Raw genomic sequence first — 21,354 nt, 5'->3', positions numbered from 1 at the left:
CTGTAGCCGGGATGCATTCAGATCAGAGTAGTAGCTGACGTTTGAGCAGAGATCTTCGTGCATCACGATCTATATGGGTCGAAAGCGGACAGGGCATCGCAAAGTCATCCAACTGCCTGAGTTATCCGAACGCCAACAAGGATTCCACCGAGCTTGTCGACAAGAAAACCCGCGACAACTCAGAGTGTTATCCGAGCAAACAGACTTTGGATACCCTATTCCCGCTAGAAACACTGCCGCTGAAACCCTCCTGGCATGTAGCTCCTTCGTCCTACGCTTCAGCCTCTATGACCCCCACCCAACCTTTCGCGCAGGTGCGGAACGAACCTAGGCGTAACGCGGGTATAAGCTTCGTAGGCAGCGCCAAACTGCTTGTGCATTTCCCGCTCTTCGGAAACCGCCAAACGCCCGTACATCACCAGCAACACCGGGAACATTGCCAGCGTCAGCAGCGTCGGCCACTGAAGGAGAAAGCCCAGAAGAATCAGCACAAATGCCACGTACTGCGGATGTCTGATCCAGCCATAGGGCCCGACCGTTGCAAGTGAACGGCGGCGTTGCGCGTGATATAGCACGTTCCAGGCGGCAGAAAGCAAATAGAAGCCGAAACCCAGGAATAGGTAACTGGCAATGTGCAAAACACTGAAGTGTGGGTTGCCCTGGTCACCGAGCAACGTCGACCACAGATGGCCGGATTCGTGGGAAAGCAGATCGAGGTTGGGGAACCTGGCCTGCAACCAGCCTGACAACAGATAGATCGTCAGGGGGAAGCCATACATTTCCACAAACAGGGCAACGATGAAGGCCGAGAATGCACCGAAGCTCCTCCAGTCTCTCGCCGTTGCCGGCTTGAAGAAACTGAAGGCAAACATGATGAAGATCGCGGAGTTGATGAAAACCAGCGACCAGAGGCCATACGCGCTTTCACCATGATTCATGATGGATCTCCCGGCTTATGGATATCAGCCTTATCGGAGGGGGCCGGTTTGCTCTGGCCCTGGTGATGGTGTCCCCCATGTCCTCGATGCATGAAGACATGCATCAGCGGACAGGCGAGCAACAACAGATAAGGCAGGGCTCCAACGACATGGGCAAGGTGCTCGGTGAGCAGGAAGTAGACGGCGATCCCACCGATTACCACCAGGCCGATTGCATAGCGTGAACGCCAGAAACTGTGTGGTGAGCCGTTTTCATCGAAGTGAGGGTTCATAGCGACTCCTGGGAAAGGAGATGGGTTACTTCGATGCAGCAGATGGCATGCGGTCCATCATCATCTGCATCATCGACTCCATCATGTCCATGCGCTTTTCCATCATCTGGTGGCGGGCGGCCATATCCCCGCCCATGCCGCCATGCATGCCCCCCATTTCAGGCATGCCACCCTCCATGGACTTCATCATGGCCATGCCATTTTTCATCAGCGCCATATGCTCGGCCATCAACGCCTGACGGGCTTCCGGCGTTTTGGCTGCAGCCATCTTTTCGTGCATGGCTTGCATGGCCTTCATTTGCTGGTCCATCGCCGCCATTTGCCCTTTGTCCATTGGCTGAGAAGGCGTCTTCTCGGTAGCCGCCGCGCTTGGCGCATCGGCCGGGTGATGTGTCGAGTGTTCATCGGTGTTTTGCGCCATGGCGCCCACGGACGCTGCGGCCAAACAAAGTCCGATCAGTAAATTTCGAACGTTGTTCATCATCATCTCCTTAGCACTGTTTTAAAGCCGGATGCCTTGGTCTGGGCGCTAGGCCTCACCTGGCACGACAAGCAAATTACTGCGCCGGCGTGAATGCTCATTTTTCGCGTCGTGCTCGGGTTGTACACCGACGGGCTATTATTGGGCACTCGGCGGCTCGAAGCTGATCCCGTTTGGCCCGGCGCCAACCTTATGGGTAGCAACGACCTTTCGGCTGCTCGTATCGATGACAGATACGGTGCCCGCTTCAATATTGCTGACAAACACATAAGCGCCGTCGCTGCTGATGGCCACACCATGGGCACCCTTGCCGGTGGTCACGGTGCCCAGGCTGCTACGCGTCTGGAGATCTACGATGGAGACTCGGTCGTCCGGATTCTGGCCACTGCCCTGATTCGCGACATAGACCTGGCGACCGTCAACGGTGGCCATCATCTGGATTGGCGTGCGGCCGACATCAACCTTGCTGATCACCTTGCGTCTGGCCGTGTCGATGATGCCAAGCTGATTTGTCGCACTGAGCGAGACGAATGCCAGGCGACCGTCAGGGGCAAAGCCGACCTGGACAGGGCCTTTGCCCACGGGAATCTGCGCGGTTTCTTTGAGTGTGACGACATCGATAAGCGATACGCTGTCGCTCTTCATGTTCGCGATATAGAGTGTCCGGCCATCAGGGCTCAAGCGCAGCCCATGGGGATAACGCCCAGTTGGAATACCGGGCAACTCGATTCGCTGCTCAAGGTCAAATACTCGCACCTGGTTGGCAGCGGAATCGGTCACAAAAGCTCGCAGCCCGGTGACGTCGGTGACCACATGAGCCGGGTGATCGCCTGCCGGGAAGCTGAACGGTGGCCTGTCCAGCGCGCTGGTACTGAACACCAGCAACTGCCCACCGGGCTTTTCACCGCTCGAATGCCCCGCATGTCCAGCCACTCCAACAACCAGAAGCAAGCTGCCGTCGGGCGAAACCTGTAGGTTGTGGGGTGCGATCGGCAAGGCGACCGTGCTCACATCACCTGTCGCAAGATTTACCTGGCTAATGGAAGCGGACCGTTCATTGGCCGTGTAGACGTTACCCGTAGGGTTTGCCATGACCAGCCCCAGAGGGATGAGCAGGGATATCCCCAAGGCCATAGAACTAAACCGCTTGGCAGTCATCATTGTGAATGAGCTCCAACGAGGGGCCGGGGTATGTGAGCCAGGCTGGCCTATACATTTACTCAAGATAAACACCAATCGCGAAGCATTTTCTTGATCAGCGTCAACGTCCACAGCTTGACTCGGCACTGGGTGATCGAAGGCCGTCCATTTCTTGGGGAGTATTGCTGGCTATCCCGACCCGGAGTCAGTCGACATCAGGCTGTATATGAAGAAACCGCGCCATGAAACATGGCACGGCGGCTTGCCATCTGAGCGGTAACGAGACTTAGCGACTGACTTTGGTTGGGTAACCAAGCGCCTGGACCAGTGCACCGACGCGTTCCGCCTCGATGTTGCTTTGGACACTCACTGTACCGGCAGCACGATCAACGATCACCTTCGCGTCGCCATCGGCAGCCTGGATGGCCTTGGTGATCTTGTTGACACAACTGCCACATCCCATACCGGAAACTTCCAAAACGAACATAGCGGGCCTCTCATGCTGGTACGGCTTTTCTCGCCGCATTTACAGCTTCAACCTTGACACGATGACAAGGTCAAGGCCCGGTCAAAGGATTTATCTTCGCCCTGAAATCTTGTCCAACTCCTCTGGCGGCGGCCCCTGCTGCATCACAATTGTCCCTTACGATCTTGGCAGAAGATGGCGGACGTCGCAGTTGCCCGATGTCCTCCATCAGGACCAGATTGGCGCCGAACTCGCGGACATACCCGCTAAGGCCAAAGCCCTAGACAGTCAGTCATATGGATCAGGCGTTGAAACGCTGATGGCGGAACTTCCTCTCATAGGTTGCGGTGTGCCCATTTCAGTCTGTGACTACGCGCTTCAGCCGCAGTGCGTTGAATACCACGGAAGCCGAACTTACGCTCATGGCCAATGCCGCAATCATCGGTGACAATAGATGGCCGGTAAGCGGGTAGAACAAACCTGCCGCCAGCGGTATGCCCATAGCGTTGTAGAAGAATGCGAAGCCCAAGTTTTGACGCATGTTCTTCACCGTGGCCACGGATAGTGTTCTGGCCCGCAGGATGCCCATCAGGTCGCCCTTGACCAGCGTCAACTGGGAGCTGTTCATGGCAACATCGGTGCCAGTTCCCATGGCGATCCCGACATCAGCCCGGGCCAGCGCAGGGGCATCGTTGATCCCATCTCCTGCCATGGCAACCCGGCGCTTATCGCCCTGCAGGAGCGCCACCAGTTGCTCCTTGTCCTCGGGTTTCACTTCTCCGTGGACTTCCTCGATGCCGAGTTGTTTCGCGACCGCACGTGCCGTAGTCAGGCCGTCGCCGGTGGCCATGATGACCTTCACATCTTCTGCCTGTAGCCGGGTTACCGCCTCCTTGGAGGTGGGTTTGACCGGATCGGACACCGCTAGCAGGCCAGCGAGCACGCCATCGACGGCCAAGTACATGATACTCATGCCTTCCAGACGCAGCTGCTCGGCGCGGTCTCGCAACGGACTGGTGTCGAGGCCAGCCTCTTCCATCAAGGTCGTGTTGCCAAGCTGCAGCCGTTTGCCGTTCACCTGGCCACGTACACCGATCCCAGAGCCCGACTCAAACGCCTCTGGCTTGGACAAGCTGTGTCCATGCGCTCGCGCATGATCGACAATCGCATGTGCCAGCGGATGCTCGCTGCCTTGGTCCAGGCTGGCGGCAAGGCGCAAGACTTCGGGTGGCATGAACTGCCCGGTACCGACCACGCTATGAAACACTGGCCGGCCCTCGGTGAGGGTCCCGGTCTTGTCGACGATCAGCGTGTCGATCTTGCAGAGGTTCTCGATAGCACTGGCGTCTCGGAAGAGCACGCCACTGCTGGCAGCCTTCCCGGTAGCGACCATGATCGACATGGGAGTGGCTAGGCCGAGCGCGCAGGGGCAGGCAATGATCAGGACCGCGACCGCATTGATCAGGCCGAAGACCCAGCCAGGCTCCGGTCCGAAAAGCCCCCAGCCGAAGAGCGTGACCAGCGCGACCAGAATCACCCCCATGACGAAATAGCCGGCCACGGTGTCCGCCATCCGCTGCATCGGGGCTTTCGAGCGCTGAGCCCGCGCGACCATCTGCACGATTTGCGAGAGCACTGTCTCGGCGCCGACCTTCTGCGCCGCCATCACAAGGCTGCCGTGGGTATTCAGCGTGGCACCGATGAGTGCATCCCCAGCTTTCTTCATCACTGGCACGGGCTCGCCTGTCAGCATGGATTCATCGATAGCACTTTCGCCTTCCAGGACCACCCCGTCGACCGGCACCTTCTCGCCAGGGCGAACGCGCAGGTGGTCGCCCGTATGCACGTGGGTGAGCGGAATATCTTCCTCCTGACCATCGGCCCCGATGCGACGGGCCGTCTTGGGGGCAAGACCCAGGAGCGACTTGATGGCGGCGGAGGTTTGTGAGCGCGCCTTGAGCTCGAGCATTTGGCCGAGCAACGTTAATGAGATGATGACTGCAGCCGCTTCGAAGTAGACACCGATGCGGCCATCCTGCATGAAAGTCGTCGGGAAAACCTGCGGGAACACTGTGGCCGCAACGCTGTATAGGTACGCCGCAGCCGTTCCCAAACCTATCAGGGTCCACATATTCGGGCTGCGATTACGAATCGATGCGACCCCACGCACGAAAAACGGCCAGCCAGCCCATAGTGTCACGGGAGTGGCCAGAATCAACTCCACCCAATTCTGTGTGGCACCATGCAGCAATTGGAGTTGGTGGGCAGTCATGGCCAACACGGTCACGATGACCGTCAGGGGCAAGGTCCACCAGAAGCGGCGGGAGAAGTCCTTGAGTTCCGGGTTCTCGTCTTCCTCAAGCTCCGGTATTACCGGCTCTAGGGCCATGCCACAGATTGGGCAACTGCCCGGCCCACGCTGGCGGATTTGGGGATGCATCGGGCAAGTGTATTCGGCGTCCGCCGCGTTGCTTGGCTGCGGGGCAGCCGAGTGGAGATGGCCCGCGTGTTCTTGGTCCTGGGGAGGGCTAAGATAATGCACAGGCGCTGCGCGGAATTTCGTCAGGCACTTTTCACTGCAGAAGCGGTATGTCCTTCCCTCGTATAGCTCGAAGTAGCGACTATCCGGTGGCACCGTCATACCGCATACCAAATCGCGCTGACTACCATCCGGTTGCTCATGCGGGTGCGAGTGGTCATGGTCATGGTCATGGTCATGCTGGCACGATTCGGTGTGCATGAAGTAGTTCCCTTTGTTGTCCGGTTTGGACGAGTTTTCACCCTTCTGGTGAGAATACCCGCCATGGTTGTGCCCGAAGAGTTGCGTCAGCGGACAGAGCAACAAAATTAAATAACTGTAGTGCCTGTGACAGGTGGCCATAGTGCACGAGCCACATAAAACAGGCCAAATATGGCCAGCATGATCAGTGCAATACCGCCTTTAGTCCGCCAAAAAGGTATTGCCAGATCTGTACCACGGCGATGGGCTCCGTCATGATCAACTCCCAAGCTGGGTGGGAAATATCGGCCGCTGCCGTATTGTCCAGCCTAGACAACATCTCCTTGAACAGCTGTGACGCCAATCAATGCTCCTGTAAGCGTGTCGATTATTGTTGTGGTGTAGCGTCATGGCATAGATCATTTCTGGAGGTTGCTGATCCTGCTGCTGCACCAGTGGTTGCCCTTCGACAATGCGCTGGCTGCCTTGTACCCCGGCGAGGGAGTGCCCAAGCCGCTGGAGGAGTACGACGCCGGCTCCCGGTGGGGAACGCCGTCCATGCTTTCCTGCCTGGACGGCCTATACTTGCTCGACCCCTTCTACCAGGCCTGTCAGGAAGGCCTGCCCAGTGGGCTGTAACGCCTGGAGGAGATCGCTTCTGACCAGTTCCGTCAAAGCGAGTACTTCCTCAGTTACTTCCACGCCAACGCATTGGAAGACGAGGTGCAGTTCGTTCTCCAGTTGCCGGCCAAGGTAGCCTTATGCGATCTAACAGCTCAAGCCCCAGACCTGATACATGCGGTGCGGTACAGCGCTGATCGGGTCACTCTTCGCTGTTCCCCTTCCAGCTTTGCCTTTGCCCACAGCAGACGTCGGAGATGAAACTGCTCGGCGGACTCACAAACCTGCTCCAGTGCTCTCGCACAAGGCTTTGATCTGGCCATCTTTGCTTGAATGGCTGACCCGTGGCAGGGCGTTGGCCGTGTTTTCTTCGTGCGTGTTGAGCCCAAGGCGAGCGCGATCCACCATCCACAGGCCGCTACTGCCGCGCGCCAATTCTATGCCGGCACTACTCGTCAAAAAATAGGTGAGTGCTTACCCGGCAGGCAATGGGCTACTATCGAGCCCTATATCTATCCGAAAGGGTTAGCTCCGTTGCCAGGGAATTGCATGCAGGCCATCGATATTGAAAACGCGATCGTTCTTCCTTGGGGGCTTGGCTCAAGATCGCCCCATGACCTGTTTTCTGTGTGCGCAGAAATCATTAACTGCCCTGGTGACATCGTTTTAGACGCTAGCAACCTCTCGTATATCGATCCGTTAGGGATGGCCACGCTGCGAGCGTTGTTTGAAAACCAGTTGGTCCAGAAGCGAGTTTCGATGCAGTTTTTGAGCAGAGACCTGACCTCCTACCTGGCCAGGATGGATTTTTTCAAGGACATTGATGTAGAGGGTGTAGATCTATCGGGGGTAGGACGTCGAAACGACCGAAGCACCTCGTTGGTGGAAATCACCAAAATCAGCGAACACCATCAAGCAGAGGCTGCAGCCTCTCGCCTCGCTAGAGCTATTACGGGAAGGTTGACTCAATCGGACCCGGATGCCCCAGTCGACGAGCACACGGGACGGAATGAGTTTGACTCCTACCGGGGCCCTCTGGAGTATTCGCTCAAGGAGCTATTGGAAAACTCGCTTACTCACGCCCGCAGAGAGGGACGTGGTGACGCCGCCGTTTGGCTGACCTGTCAGTTTTATCCAAAATTGAACCTTGTACGCATGGCCATCGTCGATAATGGGTGTGGGTTTCTCGCGACACTGAGGAATCACCCTGAGCTTCATGACCGCACGCATTTGCACGCGATCGAGGCGGCACTCAAACCGCGAGTGAGCTGCAACCGGGGTGCGATGGCCCAGATCCTGGGTAGCGAGAACCAAGGTATCGGGTTAACAACTACCGCAAAAATTGCAGACGCGGCGGGCGGTGGTTTGATCATCGTGAGCGGCAATGGCATACATGACACAAAGCGTCGGCAGTCTCAGGAGCTGCATGATGCGCTGTGGAATGGTGTATCGATCGCGTTTAGCTGTACCCGTGAGCTGCTGCCCACCATTTCGATCAGTGACTTGCTGCCGAAGGACGATGCAGGACAGGTTGACGACGATCTCGACCTAGATCTGAATTTCCGCTAGCTCTGGCTTTTTGATAGCTCGAGGGCTAGAGTCGATCATGCAAGGAGCGGTAAATGGGAGATTCAGCGTCAACTGAAACTCTCGGGCTGCAAAAAAGGATTATGCAATACAAGGGGTTACGACATGCAAACTCAAATTCGATTAAGTAGGGATAGTTCTATCCGAACGTACGGAATGCGAGCTTCAGCGATCCCCTACCGTACCGAAATCGAACGCTCGCTCAGCAGTGGTGAGAGCGTTGTCATAGATTTCGCTGGGAACGATGTCACTCAGTCCTTCGTCGACGAGTTGATCGGGGCGCTGATTCTGAAGGAGGGTCGCCAGGTGGTATCGCGCCTTGCCTTTGAAAACTGCACCAACGATGTCAAAGGAATCATTAAATTTGTGGTCCATGATCGAGTTCGACAGCTGCAAAAAATGCCCGCGTGACGGATCCGCATTGAATTTAAGGCCCTCAATATTGAGGGCCTTTTCATTGGTGCCAGGCAAAAGATAGCCGTCTTGAGTGGCCCCCATAGCTCGCCCTGAAAAGCGAATGTCAGGGGACACACCGCAGAAAAGCGTTCTGTAGCGGAGGAATACGTGGAAAACGGAGCTTAGGTTTCCTCATTGAGATGTGTAGAAATCCATCGCGACTCACCTATGCAAAGGCTGCGAAAAGCCTGAATCTACTGGGGTATCGTGGCGTGAGATATGTGCAAAAAAATGTGCACAGCATCTGCGGATTGGAGAGCTGGCTTGGCTCCTTAAGTAAAACCATCAAGCTGCAACGGACCTGCAACTCCTGCGGCTTGAAGCAAAGCGGGTAATACCACCCCTGCAGGCCCAACGAGCATTATCTCTTCCGCCCCGTCCATCCCCACGTCGTCAAGGTTCACATGGATCACGGTTGCCCCGGCCGCCAGAGCCATATCTGGAATACCGGCTGCCGGCATGACTACGCCAGATGTACCCACCGAAATCAGCAAGTCACAGGCTTCCACAAGCCTTACTGCTGAACGCCACGCATCCTCTGGAAGATTCTCTCTGAACCAGACCACCCCAGGGCGCAACCTCCCGTTGCATCGAGTGCACCGCGGAGGCTCGATCATCTGTCCCGCCGGGGGAACCGCCAGTTGATCTGGTGATAACTCTGCTGGCCGGTGGCATCCGAAGCATTTCACGTCCATCAAGCGGCCATGAAGGTGTATCACCGAACTGGAGCCGGCTCGTTCATGCAGATCATCAATATTCTGGGTAACGACAGATACGTTCCAGCCAGCATCAGCTATCCGTGGAATAGATAGATGAGCCAAGTTAGGTTTGGCCTGGCCAACCTGCTGCCGGCGCCAAAGATACCAGCTCTAGACGAGAGCTGGATTTTTGCGAAAGGCGTCCGCTGTTTCGAGACGCTGAGGGTCATGCTTCGCCCAGAGGCCTGTCAGCTTGTCGCGGAAGGTCGGAATTCCGCTGTCAGCAGAGATGCCAGCACCCGTGAAAAAAACGACCCTCTTGGACCTGCGCAAAGCCTCAGCAGCTCTTTGCAAATTGCTCATTGGACACACCTCAGCCCCGCAGCGGGGACTCCCTTGCAGTAAACACGGTAACGGCCGCACATCCCAGCTAAAGCACTCGCGTTTGATCGGAAAACCAAGCGTAGAGCGCAGGGTGCCGCATACTGCTGCTACCGCTCTAGTAAACCTCCAATGGATTTCAGCTACCCGACCTACAGCTATCTCTAGCCCCATCGCGGGAGGTGCATATGACCACTCCCTTTGCTCACATCCAGACCCGACATGAGCCTTCAACCGCCCTGAATAAAAGCAAGGTCGCTTTGGTTGCTACCCTGTCGATTGAAGCCAATTCAGACCGGACGATCGATGCTTACCTTGGTGGCCTGCAGATGTACAACGATCTATTCGAGTGGCGGCTGGATGAATACCCCCAGGAAGCGCTAGATCTCATCATCGACTGCTTTCTCCCCGCAGAGTCGGTGCCTCAATCCATCCTGAAGAGTGGCGTTTCAGCCGGGCTCATCCGCTCCAGGGTCTTCCAAAGCGGAGACTGGATATCAGGCAAGCAATGGCTTCAGCTCGCATCTACCTCCACCCCAGGGGGTGGAGTTGACCCCGACCAGCTACTGGCTGATGGTCAGATCTTCTCGCTTCGACCTGGGAAGGTCGACTTCTTCCCCGCTTATGCTTTGGACGGTAGCAACGGCTATCAACCGATCAGCAGCCTTTGCGACGTATTGTCCGTTCTCTCGACTCGCATGGACGAGTGGTCTATGGCGGCTTGGTTCCAATCAGAAAATTCGTCTCTGGGCGGTATCGCCCCCAAAGCCTTGCTGTCATCCGCCCCAGAATGGGTGCTAGCTGCGGCAAAGAAAAAGCCAAGAGGAAGACGTGTGATTAGATGAACGGCTTCAGATTGCATACCGTGACGCGCCCGATGGATAGTGTCTCAGGGGATCAAAGATGAGCAGTCAACCAGCTCCCCGCAACGATCGTAACTGGCGACCCGTCTTCCATGATTGCTATTCGACGGTGATCAAGGCGGTTGATGCTCGATATGACGTTCGCGGTTATTTGTTATCAGAGTTGGTGAAGCTGTGCCTGAAAAATCGGGCCACAGTTCCGCTAGCCCGGCGAGCCTACTACGAGGGATGCGTTCAGAAGGAAGCCATAGCTTTTCTGGAGCGTTATACCTCCCACTTGCTATTCGGCCCAGGCGGCCGACTCTCGCCGCAGGAATACCGATACGGCGCATATTGATGCTCTCCAAGGCCCAACTCTGGCGTAATCATTTGTCCCAACGTTGGCAGAGGCTTCATGATGAAAATCACTGGTCGTGTAGAAACAGAAGCGGTGGTCGACGTGAGCTGCGACGTATGCGGCTCCTCCACACGTTTGGAAAACGGCAGCCTGCAGTATGGGGTGCTCCAGGCGCACTGGGGCTTTGGTGCACTGCATGACGGAGAGCGCTATGAGGTACACCTATGTGAACCTTGCTTCTTCCAAACCATCGCTTACCTCAAGCAAGAGCGGCGCACAGCCAACATGTTTGAAGGTGATCCGCAGCAGCCCGAGGATGACTTCGGCCTCGCTTCCAGGGATGACTTCTTCCGTGATGGTCATTGATTTGAAAGCCAAACCAGCCATGCTACTTCGGCTTTTTAGGTGAGGACGGGGACTGTGAGTCCACGTATCGATGGAAGGCTAGTGCTAGGTCTTCGTCGGTCGCCTTTGGAAGCGGTTTACGACGAGGCGCTTTGACCGGAGCGTTCTCATCCGGTTGGGTGATCTGCCTCAGTAGGGTGCGCTCAGTCTCGGTAGCCGACGAATCGAAGACCCTTGTCTGTACACGCTGATCACGGTCTGTCCTGTTAAAACTCACCACGTTCGACTTGTATTCAACAGGTAAGTCAAATGGACAGCGCAGGTCCAAATGCCCGCCTTGATTGCCTTTGCTAATGGCCAACAACTGCAGTTCTTCGACCTCTTTCGAGCTGGTGGTATACGCGCTCGATCGGTAAGCCTTGTGGAGGTCGTCGATTTCAATCCGGTTTCTGCCAGCGACTCGGCATTCGATGTAGGCAAGCATGGAGTTTGTAGTGTCACAGCCTCGCGGAGGTGAGCTTGAGCACATTCACAAGGAAGTCATCAAATTCGATTCGGCTTGGTTCGAATCTCTTATCCGGATGCCGGTTGATCATCCTTATCGCAGAATGGATAGAGTGAAGATGGCCCGGGAGGAACTGGGCGATCTGCTGGAGCTGACTCAGGCCTGAGGAGGCCTGCTGTAAACCACTTTTTTTCACTGTAAACCACAGTGGTTTACAGTGAAAAAAGTGGTTTACAACGTAGCTATGACACGCGCCCTGGCCACTCCCCAGGCCAGCGCGCTCCTCATTGGTTCGTTCAGCCGGACGTCGAACACCTGTGCTGCTCGGGGCCTTGCCACGCCGCGGTGTCCTATAATTCATCTTCAGCTGAATGGAGCAAAATGTTGTGAAGCGCACATTCATTGGAATGGTCGAGGCTGGTGAGCCACTGATGAGGCAAGCGCTTGAAGCTATCCGACAGGCCCACGAAGCGGAGGCTGCTGGATTGCCAGACCTTGAGGTACAGCGTCTTCACCTATTGGCAGATTCGCTCTATCAGGCGGTCATTGATTTTCAGCTCCTCAAAGCAGGTAAACCACCGTCGACTATCCAGTGAGGACCTGCCGCTACATGACGAAAAAGATACCAGCTCTTCTCCCCGACCACCCCATGTATACCGACGCAGTGGATGCGATGAAGCAATACCACGAGGCGCAGGCTTCTGGCTCATCTGCCGAAGAGGTTGAGCGCCTGCGTCAAATCGCAGAATCACAATTTCGGGCTGTCAGCGAGTATCAGCTCAACGCTCTGGGATATCAGTCTCGTCGTCCGCACTGAAGGGATAACCGATCCGGAGGTAGCTTCAGAATCCATCAAGCCAAGCGGAAGACTCACGACGCGGTCCGATTGATCAGCGAGACGGTCGGGAGGGTTTGCACACAGCCCCAAAAAAAAAGCAGCTCCCGAGAGCTGCTTTTTTCTTACTCCCCCTTTTTGTGCTTGTGGGGTTTCAGGTCCGGATGGTCCTTCTGCTTTTCAGGGGTGACTCGCTGCCTTTTGTCCGGAGTGCCATCTTCATTGGTGCGCTTTGGGCCTGGCTTGATGCTCATGCAAAACTTCCTTTTCCGCTTGGGTTGTTGAATGCAGCTATGTAATTAGTCCAGCTTCTCTCAGCTGTCAAAGCAGGCTGGTGCAGAACCGCCTGGCCGATGATCCGGTCCACATCGAACATTCAGAGGCCAGAATAAGAGCCTCCGACAAAGGGCTTACAAGGGGCAGTGAAATCCAGCGCTGAGCGATACGAAGACGTCTGGACGTTCATCATGCCGAGCACGGTGTGGAACAGGTTGTCGTGGCTCAGCGGTGACGTGGTTTGAGCTTTCAAACAACCCACGTTGACCTTTTCGCTCTTCGCGAGCGAGTCAGACATCCAAAGTACCAACGGCACCTTTGTTTGCTCGTCAGGAGCCATCGCGTAAGGCAGCCCGTGTAGATAGAGCCCACCCTCCCCCAGCGATTCGCCGTGGTCCGAAACGTACATCAGCGCAGTGTCGAACTTGGTGTTGGCCGCCAGGATATCGATGAGATTTGCAGTCACATAATCGGTGTAGAGGATTGAGTTGTCGTAGGCATTGACCACCTCCTCCTGCTTACATTTGTCGAGCTCGTTGGTCTCGCACACCGGTGCGAATTTCTTGAATTGCGAGGGGTAGCGCTTGTAGTAGGCCGGGCCGTGACTGCCTTTGTAGTGGAGCACCAGGACAGCATCGCCTTCCTGGCGCTTGATGAAGTCTTGCATCTCCGTGAGCAGCACCCCGTCCTTACACTCCTCGCTGGTGCACAGTTGGGAATCCGCGTGAGAGGCAGCCTTGTGGTTGGGAACCCTGTCGCAGACCCCTTTGCACCCCGAGTTGTTGTCAGTCCACATGACACTGATGCCAGCGCGTTGAAGCACGTCGAGCAGCCCTTCTCGGCTCTTGGCCAAGCCATCTTTGTACTGGGCCTTACCCACGTCCAGGAACATGCATGGCAGCGAGACCGCGGTAGCGGTACCGCAGGAGCTCACGTTCGTGAAGCTAATGACATTTCGCTTTTCTAGTTCCGGATTCGTTTCACGGGAGTAGCCGTTGAGGGAGAAGTTGGCGGAGCGAGCGGTCTCTCCTACTGCCAGTACCAGCAGCCTGGGTTTACGAGCCGCACCCTGTCGATTAACTACCGCATCAGTACCAATGGCCGTCAGCGTTTTAGGTGAGGCCAGCTGACGCTTCAGGTACCCATGGCCAGCCGCAAACAAGTTGGTAGGTACCAGAATCAGCCGGATCTCCCGATTGTTGCGCAGCAAGGAGGCATACGACTGGTACTGACTCAACGCGATGCCAGATAAGGTCAACAGAGCGAGCGACAGAGCAATGAACCTGCTGACCAAAGCTTTGGCCCAAGGCTTGCGCCGGAGGGGAACCCGGGCAATCAGGTAGACGGGCAACACCCCAACCATTGCGACCCAAAGACCGAGCTTCCAATTCAGCAGCTCGGTTGCCTCAGCGACGTCGGTCTCCACAACGTTGGTGAACATTGTGTAATCGATCACGATGCCGTAGGCATTCATGAAGTAACTCGCAAAAGACGCGCTGATCAGTACCAGGCACAGTATGGGTTTGGCCAGCCGCCCCCATGACAGCAAGCTCAGAACGGTAAACACCCATGCGAATACTATGACTGGGAGGCTAGCCGCTAGCTGCCAGTTCACTTCATCGGTTTTGAATACCAGCTTCCAGAGCACGTTCCAGAGCTCAGCGTTCGCGAATAGCAGTAACCAAAAAGTCACCAGGCCGATTAGCAAATTAGTACTGATGCCTTTCTGCCGCGCATTGCGAATAGCAAAGATCCATTTGCTTAACAGGGTGTGAACAATGGATTTGGAAGGTGTCATTATCAAACTCTGGAAGCTGCTTATCCATGGCGGTAGCTATGGAGTTAGCGGGAGCTACAAGGCAAACCGTCGACAGATGCTGAGCGATTGCGCAATGTGCGGAGCGTCAGAGGCCTTAGGCCCCTAGGCGTTGGGGACGCTTAGTATGTGTGAGGCATAGGGATAAAAAGAGAAATGAATCTCGCTGAGCGCATTATTTCCGGGACCTGATAACGACACGATGACCTCGGGATTACAATGCTGACAGAAATCCAATTACTGCTGTTTTGATTGTCATTGATCACGCTATGATCAAAATTAGGGGGATACTACCCACCAAAAGCAATGCTCCGCTCAGCTAGATAAATTTAATTTCACAAACAAAACGGTTTCGTTTTGTCGTAGGCTAATTTTGAACTTTCAATTCAACTTACAAGTCTTTCTCGCGAGCAGAATATTATTTTCAACTTTTGCTCGTTAATATGTCACCCATCAATGAGGGGCGAATACCATGAGCTTTTTCAAAAACATCCTGGGCGGGCACCATGGCCGTGGAAACCACGGTGGAGGCAAGCACCACAGCGGGGGACATGGGGCCGAGCAATATGATCGCCATGGCCGGCAGCAGGGCTGCGACGGCGGTAATCAGGTGTATGACGGCGGGCGCCCTCCCACTCCTGCCCCCATCAAAGATCTGCAGGGCTGCAGGCAGTGCCGGACGGCCAACGATCCGTCAGCACGCTTTTGTCTAAACTGCGGAACACCGCTATCGAGTGGTTGCACCGCCTGCGGCTCGCTGCTGAGTGCAGGAGCAAGATTTTGCAGTCACTGTGGCCAAGCGACGCTCTAAGGCTAGGTAGACAGGAAGGCCAACGAGACCACAACCCTGCGCAAGGAGAAATACGTGGGTTCAAATCATGACCATGGCAGCGCTGCAGTACGCGAGGGGCATCAGAAGAAGCTAATCATGGCGCTCGGCTTGACTGGCAGCTTCATGATTGCAGAAGTGATCGGTGCGTGGATTACCGGCAGCCTGGCGCTGCTGTCGGACGCATCTCACATGTTCACAGATACTGCCGCCTTGGCGATCTCACTGATTGCACTTCAGATAGCCAAGCGGCCGGCGGATCAGAAAAGAACCTTCGGCTATGCGCGCCTGGAAATTCTGGCTTCGACGTTCAACGCCGTGCTGCTCTTCCTGGTGGCGATGTACATCTTGTATGAGGCCTACCAGCGCTTCTTCATGCCGGCGGAGATCGCTACCGGAGCGATGATGTGGATCGCAATCGCCGGCCTGATCATCAACCTAATTTCGATGCGCCTTCTGGCATCTGCGAGCAACGAAAGCCTCAACGTCAAAGGAGCCTACCTCGAAGTTTGGAGCGACATGCTCGGCTCGCTTGGCGTAATCATCGCGGCACTTATCATCCGCTTCACCGGCTGGACCTGGGTCGACACGATTGTCGCTGTGGCGATCGGCCTTTGGGTTCTGCCGCGGACGTGGCAGTTGCTTCGCGAAAGCCTGGGGATCCTCATGGAGGGTGTCCCGAGGGGGCTCGACGTTACGGCAATCGAGGCCACCATCCTCGGAGTAGATGGCGTGACGGACGTTCATGACTTGCACGTGTGGGCTGTCAGCAGTGGCAGTAACGTGATGACGTCGCACGTAGTGGTTCGGGATTCTGCAGATGGGGATGCTGTGTTGGCGGCCGTCGTGGATGCTGTCAGCGATGCATTCGAAATCCATCACTGCACCATCCAGATCGAGCGGGCAGCTTTCCACGAGAGCGTTCCCTCACCCTCGCACTGACCGATCGGTAAACACCATGCAAACACATCACCCTCCTGGCTGAGGGTGATGTTGCAAAAAAAATGCGGTGAGGGATGCCGTAAACGGCAGGAGCGCTTCAAGGGGGTTGGTGAATGGCTTCGCCTGCCCTCGTCAACAACCTCCAGAAGGCTCAGCGATGGCCTGGATCATCACGAAGTACCTACTCACTGCCGGTATAGTGATTCTCGTGTCAGAGCTGGCGAAACGCAGCGACAAGCTGGGCGGCTTGGTCGCCGCCCTACCCTTGGTCACGGTCGTGACGTTGGTCTGGCTCTATTTAGAGAACCAGAGCATGGAGAAGATCTCCAACCATGCTTGGTACACGTTCTGGTACGTGCTTCCGACCCTACCGATGTTTATTGCTTTTCCATTGCTGCTACCTAAGCTCGGCTTTTGGCCGACACTGATCAGCAGCATCCTCATCACAATGGCCAGCTTCGGAGGCTTCGCCATACTGCTGCGCCGGTTCGGCATTGAGCTTCTATGATCCGGTGGCCGCAGGGATCATCTTGATGAGTCTTAACGGCTATTAACACACTCGCCCTTCACCAGGTAGCGAACCATGTGCAGTTCGCCTTTCGAGTCTTCGTAGGTCATCATGCTTCTTACATTACCGCAGTACCGCACACTGGGTGATACATACACCAACTTACCAACGTCCAGGTCCATGCCATAGGCGTAGTCTTCTAGTTGAGGCATGGGCTTTTTTACGCGTTGAGCATAATCCGCTGTAGCCTCTCTAGCAGTACGCTCGATGCGTTTATTGATCTCCATACCGCTTTGGGCATTGGCTGTTAGTGATGTAAAGAGCAAAAACACGGCGATCGCTGATACAGTAGTGTTCATAAGAAGTCCCTTAATAAAAAAGCGCCCGTAGGGGGGCGCTAAAATTCACCTACCAAAGGAGCGTATGGTTTACAGGTGAATGCACTGGCGCGAACAACTGCTCGGTGCTCTTGCCAAGCTGCTTTGAAATGAGACAATTTCCAAAGCAGCGATGCCTCTTCCGCTGCCCTTAAACTAGCAAAGGAGGCTAACACCAAGATGATCGGGCAATTACAATTTGGACATGTAATAGATTGTAAGATAATTATTCGAGAGAATATCGAGCCGCCACGTGAACTAATTTGCAGAAAGGCGCTGCGGTTTGCGGCCGTGCATGGGGTCTGCCTGCGTGGCGCCCTCGATCCAAGGCCAGTACCAGTCCTTGCAAGCTAACGACCGAAATGCTGCCTGTCCTGGCCGATTCCACCTGCCAGGCGAATCTGTCATACACCGCCGCAGGCCCCAGAATCCGCTATGCTTAGGGGTGGAGCCTGCATTACTGTCAGAAATCTTGCGGCTACATTACAAATTTGTAGGATTTCGCCGCGGCCAGCTTCTTCGCGTTAAGATTCAAGCGTCCTCAGGTGACCCGGCGTATGGACAGAGGTAGCGACTACCACATGCCATACCCTCAGCCAAACTTTCGAACAGCCTGCAACCATAATCTTGGCGGATTAGGCCAACTCCTTCCTCACACCTTGAGATAAGTTATGCGCGTTCTAGTTGTGGAAGACGAAATTAAAACTGCCGAATATCTTCAGCAGGGCCTATCCGAAAGCGGGTATGTCGTAGATATCGTGCACAACGGTGTAGATGCTCTGCACTTGTTCAACACTAATGTCTATTCGTTGGTCCTCCTGGACGTGAACCTCCCGGGTATCGACGGCTGGGACCTGCTGGAAACCATCCGTAAGACCAGCCGGGTCCGCATCATCATGCTGACCGCCCGCGGACGCATCAATGACAAGCTCAAGGGCTTGGACGGCGGCGCGGATGACTACCTTGTGAAGCCATTCGAATTCCCTGAGCTGCTTGCTCGCATCCGTTCGCTGCAACGCCGTGGTGATGAGTTAGTCGAGAAGAGCTCGCTGAAAATTGCCGATCTGGAACTCGACTCCGTCCGCCATCGCGTCTTCCGCGGTGGCACACGCATCGATCTCACCACCAAGGAATTTGCGCTTCTGCACCTGCTCATGAGCCGAACGGGCGAAGCGCTGACTCGCTCTCAGATCATCTCGTTGGTCTGGGATATGAATTTCGATTGCGACACCAATGTCATCGATGTAGCCATCCGGCGCTTGCGCTCGAAGATCGATGAGCCGTTTGAAACCAAGCTCATTCACACGCTTCGTGGCGTTGGGTACGTTTTTGAGGAACGCGCATGAGGCCATTCAGCCTGGCTGCAAAGCTGGGGTTAAAAGTTGGGTTGATGAGCGCAGCGTTGCTGCTTCTGTTCGCCACCTTTGGCTATCTGATGGTAGGCAAGGCTCTGGAAAGAAATGCCAGAGCAGACCTGGAAGTAAAGATGGCGGGGATGGCTCACAACCTGTCCACCATCCCGGACATCTCCGGCGTCAACGCGGATGCGCATCAGCTTGTCGATTTGGTCATGGGCCACAACAACCTGTATGTGAGCATATTCGATACCTCACAGAATCAGACTCCCCTGCTCTCGATTGGCTCGAAACAGGTCAATCTGGAGGTGCACAAGTTTCAGCCGGCGGCCCAGCCCAAAGAGCACGAATGGCGTGATACGCAGGACCGTCCTCTGCTGAGTGCTTCTCGAATCATGCGTTTGGGCGATGGAACAGAGGTCAGCGTCTATATGACCATGGACCAGTCATCCAGTGAGGCGCTGCTCGATGCGTTGCTGACCTGGGCCTTGATGATGTCCCCCGTCATCCTCGCACTGATCTTGGCCATTGGCTGGTGGACTGTGCGCAGAGGCCTGCTACCACTGACCAAGTTCCTCAAGATCGCCTCGAAAATCTCAACCGAGAGCCTCGACCATCGCCTTCCAACTGATGGGATGCCGGCAGAACTCAAAATGCTCGCCGACGGCATCAACATCATGCTGGCTCGCCTGGATGATGGGGTTCAGCAGCTCTCGCAGTTTTCTGACGACCTTGCTCACGAACTTCGAGCACCGCTTTCCAACCTGATGGGCAAGGCCCAGGTTGCCTTGACCAGAGAACGATCGCTTTCCGAGTACCGGGAGGTTCTGGAGTCGTGCACAGAAGAGCTGGACCGCATGAGCCGCATGGTTTCCGACATGCTGTTCTTGGCCCAGGTCAGTCATCCAGCATCAATGGTGGAGTTCGAATCCGTCTCCTTGGTCGACGAGGTTCAGCGAGTGTGCGAGCTCTTCAGCATTTCAGCAGAAGAAGGCGAGATTCAGCTGCAGATCTCCGGCAGTGATGACGTGGTGCGCGGGAATCGCCTGATGGTTCAACGTGCCGTCTCGAATCTGGTCTCGAACGCGATCCGTTACTGCCCTCGCGGCCGCACGGTCTACGTTAAGGTGCAGCATAGTGCGAGCGGTACGACGTTGAGTGTCGGCAACCCCGGCCGTGGTATTGCCAAGGAACACCACGCGCACTTGTTTGAGCGGTTCTACCGTGTGGACAAGAGCCGAGCACGGAGCGAAGGCGGTACCGGTCTTGGCTTGGCCATTGTGCAGTCGATCATGAGTCTGCACCAGGGATCGGCGAGCGTGGAGGTGACCGAAGAAAACTTCACCTGGTTCCACCTTCACTTTCCGGAAGCCCAGCAAATGCAGCCGGCAATGACCGCCGCTTAAATTGCGCAGACACGATTAGGCCCGTCAATCGACGGGCCTTTTGTTTGCCTCAATGCATCAGTGCCGAAGGACCACAGGGTCCATGGGCGACCGCAGAATCACCGACTTAATAATCTTCTGTTCGTCAGGATTGGCGTTTTTCCACAGGTGTGAGAAGTACTGAGCATTCACTTTCTCTTGAGCACTTACGCTGCCGGCGGCATCGATCAGGCGCATGGTCGAGTAGACACAGATCAGCGCCAGAATGAAGAACGCCGTGGCGACCACCATCACATAACGCTTGGCCAGCACCGGTGCCCGCTTGAGCTCCTGGATAGAGGCGTCCGCCGCCTTTGTCGCTGCTGTAAGCTCCGAGATCAGTGGCTGGATGGCGGTGTCGACTCCGCGGCATGCAGCTGAATACGCTGATGCAGCGGCGCGCAAGGCAACCTCCTCCGCGTTCGACCAAGCCTTCTCCGCCTTTCGCACCTCCTCCTGAATCTGCCGGCCGACAGCGTCCACCTGCTCCACCAGTTCGTTCGACCTCTCCAGAACAGCGCTGGAGGTGCGCGTCTGCGAGGTCAGCTCATCGAGCTGGACAGTGAGTTTTTCAGTGCAGCGGCGAAAGTCACCGATAGCAACTGCCCAGGGCTCTATGTCATTCATGGCTATCTCCTAGGGCGGCCAACAACGCCGCGCTGAATTAACGCGCTAGATATCAAAATTGTAATTTAAGAGAAAATTCGAAGTCGCCCTCGACAGTGCCGAGATAGACATGATCCTTCCAGATTTGAAGATTTAACGCATCCTATCTGCAGCCAAAATTACGGAATTGTAATTATTGACTCACCTTGTCGTTAGCTTCGCGTTCCTAAACTACAAACCAACAAAGGCCGCTAATCAGGTTGGCCTAGTATGAACCGAGGTTCACAATGAAATTTGTCAAATCTATCGCTATTGGCAGCCTGCTGCTGGGTCTCATGGGTACCGCTTACGCTGAAGGCGGCTTCGAGCGAACGAAACAGTTCAACGAGAACTTCCGAACCGAACAGGCTCGCCTATGGAGCGATGACTCTTCGGACCAGAACAAACAACAAGTCGCTCAAGAGCAAAAGAAAGAAAGCAAGGATGGTAAGGAACAAGCCGACAATTAATCGGCGGTTAAATAGGACTTCAAATGACGAAAGAAATCGACAAAAAAGCCAGGGTAAAACCTGGCTTT

The 21,354-nt window shown here is 55.5% G+C and carries 23 protein-coding genes and 2 pseudogenes; 14 read left to right on the top strand and 11 right to left on the bottom strand.

Annotation, left to right across the window (positions count from 1 at the left end):
- Window positions 1–278: 278 nt before the first annotated feature.
- The 6 genes from F6X59_RS12715 to F6X59_RS12690 all read right to left on the bottom strand — a co-directional run bounded on the left by F6X59_RS12715 (window position 279) and on the right by F6X59_RS12690 (window position 6,178).
- Window positions 279–938, bottom strand: a complete 660-nt coding sequence (locus F6X59_RS12715) for an isoprenylcysteine carboxylmethyltransferase family protein (protein ID WP_011953093.1) — start codon at window positions 936–938, stop codon at window positions 279–281.
- Window positions 935–1,210, bottom strand: a complete 276-nt coding sequence (locus F6X59_RS12710; RefSeq protein ID WP_011953094.1) for a DUF2933 domain-containing protein — start codon at window positions 1,208–1,210, stop codon at window positions 935–937. The genes F6X59_RS12715 and F6X59_RS12710 overlap by 4 nt, the downstream gene beginning before the upstream one ends.
- Before the next feature lie 25 nt (window positions 1,211–1,235).
- Window positions 1,236–1,691 (bottom strand): hypothetical protein, encoded by a 456-nt coding sequence (locus F6X59_RS12705; protein ID WP_011953095.1) that lies wholly within the window; start codon window positions 1,689–1,691, stop codon window positions 1,236–1,238.
- A 138-nt stretch (window positions 1,692–1,829) separates the two neighbouring features.
- Window positions 1,830–2,852 carry a cytochrome D1 domain-containing protein gene (locus tag F6X59_RS12700; RefSeq protein ID WP_011953096.1) on the bottom strand — a complete coding sequence of 341 codons (1,023 nt, stop codon included), beginning with the start codon at window positions 2,850–2,852 and terminating at the stop codon, window positions 1,830–1,832.
- A 265-nt stretch (window positions 2,853–3,117) separates the two neighbouring features.
- Window positions 3,118–3,318, bottom strand: coding sequence for a heavy-metal-associated domain-containing protein (locus tag F6X59_RS12695; RefSeq protein ID WP_004575963.1), 201 nt, complete (start codon window positions 3,316–3,318; stop codon window positions 3,118–3,120).
- Between the two features lie 337 nt (window positions 3,319–3,655).
- The gene (locus F6X59_RS12690; RefSeq protein WP_135198622.1) at window positions 3,656–6,178 is read right to left on the bottom strand and encodes a heavy metal translocating P-type ATPase; all 2,523 of its coding nucleotides are present in this window, start codon (window positions 6,176–6,178) and stop codon (window positions 3,656–3,658) included.
- A gap of 249 nt (window positions 6,179–6,427) precedes the next feature.
- On the opposite strand from F6X59_RS12690, the pseudogene F6X59_RS28680 reads away from it, so the two are divergent.
- From F6X59_RS28680 to F6X59_RS28945, 3 genes and pseudogenes are all read left to right on the top strand, one after another.
- A pseudogene (locus F6X59_RS28680) lies at window positions 6,428–6,763 on the top strand (helix-turn-helix transcriptional regulator); the annotation flags it as partial.
- Between the two features lie 423 nt (window positions 6,764–7,186).
- Window positions 7,187–8,206 carry an ATP-binding protein gene (locus F6X59_RS12685; RefSeq protein ID WP_015268415.1) on the top strand — a complete coding sequence of 340 codons (1,020 nt, stop codon included), beginning with the start codon at window positions 7,187–7,189 and terminating at the stop codon, window positions 8,204–8,206.
- A 123-nt stretch (window positions 8,207–8,329) separates the two neighbouring features.
- Window positions 8,330–8,635: an STAS-like domain-containing protein gene (locus F6X59_RS28945; protein WP_080516231.1), complete on the top strand. Its 306-nt coding sequence runs from the start codon at window positions 8,330–8,332 to the stop codon at window positions 8,633–8,635.
- 317 nt (window positions 8,636–8,952) lie between these two features.
- On the opposite strand, the pseudogene F6X59_RS12675 reads toward F6X59_RS28945, so the two are convergent.
- A pseudogene (locus tag F6X59_RS12675) lies at window positions 8,953–9,741 on the bottom strand (NAD-dependent deacetylase).
- Between the two features lie 206 nt (window positions 9,742–9,947).
- On the opposite strand from F6X59_RS12675, the gene F6X59_RS12670 reads away from it, so the two are divergent.
- The 5 genes from F6X59_RS12670 (at window position 9,948) to F6X59_RS12650 (ending at window position 12,626) form a co-directional block, all read left to right on the top strand.
- On the top strand, window positions 9,948–10,604 hold the full coding sequence (locus F6X59_RS12670) for a hypothetical protein (RefSeq protein WP_012312014.1): 657 nt from the start codon (window positions 9,948–9,950) through the stop codon (window positions 10,602–10,604).
- Between the two features lie 412 nt (window positions 10,605–11,016).
- The gene (locus F6X59_RS12665; protein WP_012312015.1) at window positions 11,017–11,325 is read left to right on the top strand and encodes a hypothetical protein; all 309 of its coding nucleotides are present in this window, start codon (window positions 11,017–11,019) and stop codon (window positions 11,323–11,325) included.
- A 461-nt stretch (window positions 11,326–11,786) separates the two neighbouring features.
- Complete coding sequence (locus tag F6X59_RS12660; protein WP_015268417.1) at window positions 11,787–11,975, top strand: hypothetical protein; 189 nt, start codon at window positions 11,787–11,789, stop codon at window positions 11,973–11,975.
- A 205-nt stretch (window positions 11,976–12,180) separates the two neighbouring features.
- Window positions 12,181–12,405, top strand: a complete 225-nt coding sequence (locus F6X59_RS12655; RefSeq protein ID WP_011953103.1) for a hypothetical protein — start codon at window positions 12,181–12,183, stop codon at window positions 12,403–12,405.
- 14 nt (window positions 12,406–12,419) lie between these two features.
- Window positions 12,420–12,626, top strand: a complete 207-nt coding sequence (locus F6X59_RS12650; protein ID WP_011953104.1) for a hypothetical protein — start codon at window positions 12,420–12,422, stop codon at window positions 12,624–12,626.
- Window positions 12,627–12,769: 143 nt separating this feature from the next.
- Here F6X59_RS12650 and F6X59_RS28665 read toward each other — a convergent pair whose 3' ends face one another.
- A complete protein-coding gene (locus F6X59_RS28665; protein WP_003253468.1) occupies window positions 12,770–12,898 on the bottom strand; it encodes a hypothetical protein in 129 nt (42 codons plus the stop codon).
- Between the two features lie 122 nt (window positions 12,899–13,020).
- Window positions 13,021–14,718 carry a phosphoethanolamine transferase gene (locus tag F6X59_RS12645; protein ID WP_003298414.1) on the bottom strand — a complete coding sequence of 566 codons (1,698 nt, stop codon included), beginning with the start codon at window positions 14,716–14,718 and terminating at the stop codon, window positions 13,021–13,023.
- 490 nt (window positions 14,719–15,208) lie between these two features.
- Here F6X59_RS12645 and F6X59_RS12640 point away from each other — a divergent pair, with 490 nt between their 5' ends.
- The 3 genes from F6X59_RS12640 to F6X59_RS12630 all read left to right on the top strand — a co-directional run bounded on the left by F6X59_RS12640 (window position 15,209) and on the right by F6X59_RS12630 (window position 17,015).
- Entirely contained in the window at window positions 15,209–15,547 is a 339-nt protein-coding gene (locus F6X59_RS12640; RefSeq protein WP_071890582.1) for a zinc ribbon domain-containing protein, read from the top strand.
- A 54-nt stretch (window positions 15,548–15,601) separates the two neighbouring features.
- Window positions 15,602–16,507, top strand: a complete 906-nt coding sequence (locus F6X59_RS12635; protein WP_010951438.1) for a cation diffusion facilitator family transporter — start codon at window positions 15,602–15,604, stop codon at window positions 16,505–16,507.
- Window positions 16,508–16,664: 157 nt separating this feature from the next.
- Window positions 16,665–17,015 (top strand): DUF3147 family protein, encoded by a 351-nt coding sequence (locus F6X59_RS12630; protein WP_011953105.1) that lies wholly within the window; start codon window positions 16,665–16,667, stop codon window positions 17,013–17,015.
- Window positions 17,016–17,047: 32 nt separating this feature from the next.
- On the opposite strand, the gene F6X59_RS12625 is transcribed toward F6X59_RS12630, so the two are convergent.
- Entirely contained in the window at window positions 17,048–17,374 is a 327-nt protein-coding gene (locus tag F6X59_RS12625; RefSeq protein ID WP_011953106.1) for a DUF2790 domain-containing protein, read from the bottom strand.
- 689 nt (window positions 17,375–18,063) lie between these two features.
- On the opposite strand from F6X59_RS12625, the gene F6X59_RS12620 reads away from it, so the two are divergent.
- A complete protein-coding gene (locus F6X59_RS12620) occupies window positions 18,064–18,738 on the top strand; it encodes a heavy metal response regulator transcription factor (RefSeq protein ID WP_015268421.1) in 675 nt (224 codons plus the stop codon).
- Window positions 18,735–20,153: a heavy metal sensor histidine kinase gene (locus F6X59_RS12615; protein ID WP_011953107.1), complete on the top strand. Its 1,419-nt coding sequence runs from the start codon at window positions 18,735–18,737 to the stop codon at window positions 20,151–20,153. The genes F6X59_RS12620 and F6X59_RS12615 overlap by 4 nt, the downstream gene beginning before the upstream one ends.
- A 57-nt stretch (window positions 20,154–20,210) precedes the next feature.
- On the opposite strand, the gene F6X59_RS12610 is transcribed toward F6X59_RS12615, so the two are convergent.
- Window positions 20,211–20,798, bottom strand: coding sequence for a hypothetical protein (locus F6X59_RS12610; protein WP_010951442.1), 588 nt, complete (start codon window positions 20,796–20,798; stop codon window positions 20,211–20,213).
- Window positions 20,799–21,064: 266 nt separating this feature from the next.
- On the opposite strand from F6X59_RS12610, the gene F6X59_RS12605 reads away from it, so the two are divergent.
- Window positions 21,065–21,286: a hypothetical protein gene (locus F6X59_RS12605; protein ID WP_010951443.1), complete on the top strand. Its 222-nt coding sequence runs from the start codon at window positions 21,065–21,067 to the stop codon at window positions 21,284–21,286.
- The last annotated feature ends 68 nt before the right edge of the window (window positions 21,287–21,354 follow it).

Source organism: Pseudomonas sp. MN1F (genome assembly GCF_009391885.1).
Lineage (GTDB): Bacteria > Pseudomonadota > Gammaproteobacteria > Pseudomonadales > Pseudomonadaceae > Aquipseudomonas.
This window is presented reverse-complemented; position numbering and strand designations above follow the sequence as displayed.

Coding starts and splice junctions, on each gene's coding strand:
- F6X59_RS12715 (WP_011953093.1), bottom strand. CDS start 938: ATGAATCATGGTGAAAGCGCGTATGGCCTCTGGTCGCTGGTTTTCATC.
- F6X59_RS12710 (WP_011953094.1), bottom strand. CDS start 1,210: ATGAACCCTCACTTCGATGAAAACGGCTCACCACACAGTTTCTGGCGT.
- F6X59_RS12705 (WP_011953095.1), bottom strand. CDS start 1,691: ATGAACAACGTTCGAAATTTACTGATCGGACTTTGTTTGGCCGCAGCG.
- F6X59_RS12700 (WP_011953096.1), bottom strand. CDS start 2,852: ATGATGACTGCCAAGCGGTTTAGTTCTATGGCCTTGGGGATATCCCTG.
- F6X59_RS12695 (WP_004575963.1), bottom strand. CDS start 3,318: ATGTTCGTTTTGGAAGTTTCCGGTATGGGATGTGGCAGTTGTGTCAAC.
- F6X59_RS12690 (WP_135198622.1), bottom strand. CDS start 6,178: ATGGCCACCTGTCACAGGCACTACAGTTATTTAATTTTGTTGCTCTGT.
- F6X59_RS12685 (WP_015268415.1), top strand. CDS start 7,187: ATGCAGGCCATCGATATTGAAAACGCGATCGTTCTTCCTTGGGGGCTT.
- F6X59_RS28945 (WP_080516231.1), top strand. CDS start 8,330: ATGCAAACTCAAATTCGATTAAGTAGGGATAGTTCTATCCGAACGTAC.
- F6X59_RS12670 (WP_012312014.1), top strand. CDS start 9,948: ATGACCACTCCCTTTGCTCACATCCAGACCCGACATGAGCCTTCAACC.
- F6X59_RS12665 (WP_012312015.1), top strand. CDS start 11,017: ATGATGAAAATCACTGGTCGTGTAGAAACAGAAGCGGTGGTCGACGTG.
- F6X59_RS12660 (WP_015268417.1), top strand. CDS start 11,787: ATGGAGTTTGTAGTGTCACAGCCTCGCGGAGGTGAGCTTGAGCACATT.
- F6X59_RS12655 (WP_011953103.1), top strand. CDS start 12,181: ATGGAGCAAAATGTTGTGAAGCGCACATTCATTGGAATGGTCGAGGCT.
- F6X59_RS12650 (WP_011953104.1), top strand. CDS start 12,420: ATGACGAAAAAGATACCAGCTCTTCTCCCCGACCACCCCATGTATACC.
- F6X59_RS28665 (WP_003253468.1), bottom strand. CDS start 12,898: ATGAGCATCAAGCCAGGCCCAAAGCGCACCAATGAAGATGGCACTCCG.
- F6X59_RS12645 (WP_003298414.1), bottom strand. CDS start 14,718: ATGACACCTTCCAAATCCATTGTTCACACCCTGTTAAGCAAATGGATC.
- F6X59_RS12640 (WP_071890582.1), top strand. CDS start 15,209: ATGAGCTTTTTCAAAAACATCCTGGGCGGGCACCATGGCCGTGGAAAC.
- F6X59_RS12630 (WP_011953105.1), top strand. CDS start 16,665: ATGGCCTGGATCATCACGAAGTACCTACTCACTGCCGGTATAGTGATT.
- F6X59_RS12625 (WP_011953106.1), bottom strand. CDS start 17,374: ATGAACACTACTGTATCAGCGATCGCCGTGTTTTTGCTCTTTACATCA.
- F6X59_RS12620 (WP_015268421.1), top strand. CDS start 18,064: ATGCGCGTTCTAGTTGTGGAAGACGAAATTAAAACTGCCGAATATCTT.
- F6X59_RS12615 (WP_011953107.1), top strand. CDS start 18,735: ATGAGGCCATTCAGCCTGGCTGCAAAGCTGGGGTTAAAAGTTGGGTTG.
- F6X59_RS12610 (WP_010951442.1), bottom strand. CDS start 20,798: ATGAATGACATAGAGCCCTGGGCAGTTGCTATCGGTGACTTTCGCCGC.
- F6X59_RS12605 (WP_010951443.1), top strand. CDS start 21,065: ATGAAATTTGTCAAATCTATCGCTATTGGCAGCCTGCTGCTGGGTCTC.